This is a genomic window from Rhodoferax sp. (assembly GCF_037143375.1).
GTDB lineage: Bacteria > Pseudomonadota > Gammaproteobacteria > Burkholderiales > Burkholderiaceae_C > Rhodoferax.
Genome location: NZ_JBAWYV010000229.1, coordinates 1 through 3745, shown reverse-complemented (window position 1 = coordinate 3745; position 3745 = coordinate 1). Strand labels below are relative to the sequence as shown.

The window sequence follows — 3745 nt, the reverse complement described above, 5'->3', positions numbered from 1 at the left end:
ACTTGTTGAACAGTGCAGCCGGATGACTGGTACCACACCAATACATCGCAAATAGCATCCACGCCGCGGCTTCAGCCGCCAAGTCTGAACCGCCAATGATGGGGCTGTCCATTTTGAATCGGCTCGCCAATGCAAACGCCTGTGTTCGATCCACGCGGCACATCAGCGCCCAATCCTGACGCAAGCGTTTACGCAACAACCATTCGCACGTCACCAACAAGCTGCCCCCGCAATCGCCCGATTCCTTGTCATTGCAGAAATGTATATGTGTTGAGGCGATCGCCTCTGGGCAAGGCACCGTTGATGAGTTCACTTTGACAATCCGGCGCCATCGCGTAATCAGCAGCTCCCGCTCGGTTGGGTCGCGCAACCCGCTACTTGGTGTGTCGACCAGTCGCAGTATTTTGGAAGTCGGAGCTGGGATTCGTTTTGTCGGCAAAGCGCGCGCACGTTGATCCCGGTGCTGCTCAAAATCCCACTCTGGCACGATGATGGGCAACGCCATCGTATTCACTGGCCAGGCATGACAGAGACGGTTTGCTGGGCCGCAACGTAGCCGGAATCCTTAACCGCACGTTCCCAGTGCGCAATCCCCAATGCTAAGTCATGCACATCCCACTGCTCGCCCTGAAGCAATACGCTTTCTACCGCGCGCGTGAAGTAATCCATGGGAATTTCCACTGGGCCAGCCAATTGCGCGGACGCGTGGGCGTTGACAAACGTGTTCCACAACATGGCCGCCGATTGCTCCAGCAATAAACCGTGTTCGCACGCACGTGGATAGAAAAATTCCGTGAACGTTCTGCCAGTGGCCTCGGGATAGCGGCTCAGGTCATAGCTTGCCAGACAAGTGGCGGCATCCACCGCGTCACCGATACCCCGGAAATGTTGCTGCTCGATCATGAAGCGCGCCACGATCTGTTCGTCACCGCTGAGCTGGTAGTGCGCTTTTTGTTCCATCAGCTGGGGTTGCCCCACCAGAAACGTCAACAGCCGCACACCGTGGTGGGCCAACTGATCATGAACGTCGCGCAGCCATTCAAGTGCATGCTTTGACAAACGTTGTGCCTCATCACACAGAAGAACCACGATATGTCCTGCACGCATTTGCAATTGCTCGCTCAGTCTGCACATGAGTGCAAAGCGCTTGTCTGTAATCGACTTTGGTTGTGGGTGGCGAACGCCCGCGGCGCTCAGCAATGTACTAAAGAATGGACCTTCAAAATCACTGCGATGGTGCTCGCAGGACATGCGCAGCACCAGGATGTCGGGGCGATGGCGCGCCAGGTGGAGCGCGACATAGTCAATCGCGTGGGTCTTGCCCATACGGGGTCGGGAATGGATCAAGGCACCCGGAACCAGGACACGGATACAGCGCTCGACCAAATCAACAAACTGTTCAATCGCGGCGGTGGCGACTCTGTAGTGTCGGCGAACCAAAGGATGGTTTTGCAGTGTCAACGAGGCCGGCTGCGGCACGGCCCAGACTGGGACGGCCTTTTTGGGCGATGATTGCTTGACGCGCGTTGCCGCCACTTTTGGTTGCATGGAGTCGGTCATGAATGCCTTTCGCGCCTTGACAGCGCTTGCGGCCGGTGTAAAGGCCCCGGCCCGACCTCACGACGCTGGATCGCGCCAGTGATCCTGCCGGTGCCGCCCGCGCGGCCCGCAACCTTTTATTACCGGCTGAAGCCGCGCGCAATGCGCAGGTTCCTGCCTTTGACCGGTCCTGATGCCAACTGAGAAGATGCCTCTACCGGAGCGGGCACACCGTTTGGCGCATCACGACGTTCACGCTGTATGCGCGCGAGGTCGCTAGCAGCCCTGCGTGATTTGGGCGCCTTGGCCCTGCGCAATTTGACGAACGCATCAATCGGGCTTTCGCCGGCCACGAATGCCAGTTGCTTGTCGCGCTTGGCCTTGAATACCTCCTGGCGCAGCCGCAGAGAATGCACTTCATGACGCCAGGGGCCGCTTGCCAATAAATCCTGAAGTGGTTGGCCATCTTCTGTGAATGCCCGCAACTTGCGCAGGTCCTTCGCATCAAAATACACCCGCAACTGTTTGCCGATCAAATTGGAGCTGCGTGCCAGTTGTTCGCTGGTGTAGCGCACATGCATAAAGGAGATGTATGGTCTCTCCCCGCGGCCCACGTTGCCATGCACCAGACAATACGCCGGGTCATGCAGCATTTCCAATCGATTGCGCAGGGGTTCTGGCACCCGGCGCAGGCGAACCGGTGACTGCCCTACTCCGTCCACCTGCTGGCTCATTCGCTCCAATGGCGTCAGGCCTCCCAAGCTGGAGTGTGGAGTGCCATGGTAATTCCATACGGTGGCGTCCAGCAATTCTTGGAGCTCTTGGGCTGTGACGACCATTCGCAGATCTTTGGCCGCTTCTCTTGTACGTTTCGAAGTCTTCGCCTGTTTACTGGGAAGCCCACCCGGCAGTCGCCTGGACAGCGTGTTGGTCAGTGTTCCAAAGAAACGCTCAATGAATGGCCGATCATCGGGTTCATAGGCTGGCCCGAAGTCTGCGACGCAGCCCAATGCCTCACATAGGACGTCAAGGCTCGTTGTGGCGAGGTGGGCCCGCGCATTGTCCAGTCTTATGTGGCGCCAACAGGCGTGCCGGGTTGCTGGCAAGGCCTGAGAAACAAGGCCACCGGATCCTGACAAGCTCAGACCCTCCAGCGTGATATTCGGTATTTCAGCAGGGGTCAACGCGTGCCTAACGGTTGCGATCACTTCGTACCGGCTGCACTCTCTGTGTAGGCACAGTGTGTATCCGAGTATGCAGCGGGTTGCCACATCAATGATGGCCAACAACCAGACGCGCTCGGTCTCATAGGTACGCTCGATTCCCAGCGGATCCACGTCCACGACCTTGAGACGCAGGTCCATTTTGTGCGCATCGAACTCAACCGTATCAAAAGCTTCATCGGCACCGCGCTCGGGCAGCTGCCGTAGAGCTGACGACGGTTTGAAGCGAGCCCCTGCGGCGTGAGCGGCGTCATCGAATCGGTCGTGAAGCCAGGCACGCAGGGTCCGAGCTAGGGTACGCACACCCTTGTCCTTCTGGTTGAACGGATACTCTGAAGGGCGTATACCTTGCTCACGACAAGCCTGCTGAAAGCGATGCAGTGCCGGCTTCAAGTTATCCAAGCGCGCCTCCTCCCCTACCCCCTTTAACTTCACATTCCGGGCGCTCAGTTCGCGGCGCAAATGTGTTTCGAGTGCAGGGTAGCGCTGTAGCAGTTGGGTGAAGGCTCCAGCATTCCCGGCCTTGGTATCCAACAGCGCGCGTGGTGGTCTATTGCGCTCGTATCCGTTGACGTGGGCATGCGGCTTCAAAGCCCTATAGCCCCACACACTTCCATCGGCATGTGCGCGCTGCGCACGTTTGACCATGCGAAACAAGGTTGAGCGGTCAATTCCATGTTCTGCTTCGATTTGCGCCACCGGGTCTCCCTGGGCGTAGGCTTCTATGGCCGCACAGCGCGACCGATAGACCTCCCGAACATGTTTGTCCAGGGCCTGCTCATCGAGTCGGGGCCACTCGCCAATACGCAGCAACTCAGTGGAGCGACGCGTCATGATGGCTTGCTCACCAGAACAACCGGCATTCTGTGAAATCGGGTGGACCCACCCATTGGCTCGGTAGCCAGATCCGAGCTTGTCACACGCCCATCAGCCAGTAATTGAAACAGTGCTGCCTGCACCGTGGTCTCGTCGCGAAGGGCGAA

Annotated in this window: 3 protein-coding genes; all 3 read right to left on the bottom strand. The window is 58.2% G+C overall.

What is annotated here, in order from left to right:
• On the bottom strand, positions 1 to 505 hold a 505-nt coding region (locus tag WCG50_RS18130; protein WP_336900998.1), incomplete at its 3' end, for a hypothetical protein.
• Positions 506 to 510: 5 nt separating this feature from the next.
• The gene (locus WCG50_RS18125) at positions 511 to 1560 is read right to left on the bottom strand and encodes an ATP-binding protein (protein WP_336900997.1); all 1050 of its coding nucleotides are present in this window, start codon (positions 1558 to 1560) and stop codon (positions 511 to 513) included.
• 119 nt (positions 1561 to 1679) lie between these two features.
• Entirely contained in the window at positions 1680 to 3596 is a 1917-nt protein-coding gene (locus tag WCG50_RS18120; RefSeq protein ID WP_336900996.1) for a hypothetical protein, read from the bottom strand.
• Positions 3597 to 3745 lie beyond the last annotated feature (149 nt).